Below are 1,211 nucleotides of genomic sequence, written 5' to 3'. Positions count from 1 at the left end.
TGACCACGGGTGGAATCGAAGTTGGGCCCGCGGTATTCGTCCAGGCTGTCGAACACAAAGGTGTAGTGCCCCAGTTCCGCCGTATCCCCCGGCGCCATGCGAATGTCGCGCTCTACTTCGTGGAAGCTGACCAGGGTAATGCCGGCAATCAATACCGCCAAGCCACAGTGAGCCAGCACCATACCCCAGTAGCCGNGCCCCAGTTTGCCCAGCCCGGTGACAAAACCTTGCTTGTAGGCACGGGCCCGGCGAACCACATCGTCCACGTGGGCAAACACCAGGAACAGGGCCAGCATGATCGCCAACACTCCCTGCCAGGGGCTTGGGTCTGGCAGACGGGAGCCAAACCAGCCGGCGATAATGGCGGCGGGGGCCAACAGTGCCATGCGCTTGAGCAGGGTATTGCCGTCCTGGCGTTTCCAGTTGCTGAACATGCCCGGCACCATCAACAGAATCAGCACAAAGGCCAGCGGCACAAAAAAGCCATTGAAGTAAGGGCTGCGGATGGAAATTTTCATGTCCAGCGCTTCGCCGATCAGCGGGAATAACGTTCCCATCAACACCACGGATGTGGCGGTAAGGAGAATCAGGTTATTACCCAGCAGGAAGGCTTCCCGCGATACCGGCTTGAAACCGGTATCACTGCGCAGCGCCGACGCCCGCAGGCCAAACAAGGTCAATGCGCCACCGGCGACCACAATCAGGAAGCCAAGAATGAAAGCTCCCCGGGCCGGGTCGTTGGCAAGGCGTGGACCGAGGTCAGCACCCCGGAGCGCACCAGGAAAGTCCCCAGCAAGCTCAGAGAGAAAGTAATGATCGCCAGCAACACCGTCCAGGCACGGAACATGTTGCGCTTTTCGCTCACCGCCAGTGAGTGAATCAAGGCTGTACCCGCCAGCCATGGCATCAGGGAGGCGTTTTCCACCGGATCCCAGAACCACCAGCCGCCCCAACCAAGTTCGTAGTACGCCCACCAGGACCCCAGCGCGATACCCACGGTCAGGAAACTCCACGCCACCGTGGTCCACGGCCGGGCCCAGCGAGCCCAGGCCGGATCCAGGTTACCCATCAGCAAACCGGCCACCGCAAATGCAAACGCCACGGAGAAACCTACATAGCCCATATAAAGCATGGGCGGGTGAATAATCAGTCCAGGGTCTTGCAGCAGCGGATTCAGATCGGCGCCATCCAGCGGGAACCAGGGCAGGTTT

General features: G+C 60.4%; 2 protein-coding genes. Both read right to left on the bottom strand.

The features are described 5' to 3' along the window. The coding region (locus tag A3730_RS32535) for a cytochrome c-type biogenesis CcmF C-terminal domain-containing protein (RefSeq protein ID WP_304439469.1) at positions 1–680 on the bottom strand (680 nt) is incomplete at its 3' end. 20 nt (positions 681–700) lie between these two features. Further along, positions 701–1,211, bottom strand: a 511-nt coding sequence (gene ccsA / locus A3730_RS32530; protein ID WP_231883861.1) for a cytochrome c biogenesis protein CcsA, incomplete at its 5' end; no start/stop codon positions are given.

The organism is Alcanivorax sp. HI0044 (assembly GCF_001634945.1).
Note: the sequence above shows the minus strand (reverse complement) of the source record. Positions and strands in the feature narration are given on the sequence as shown.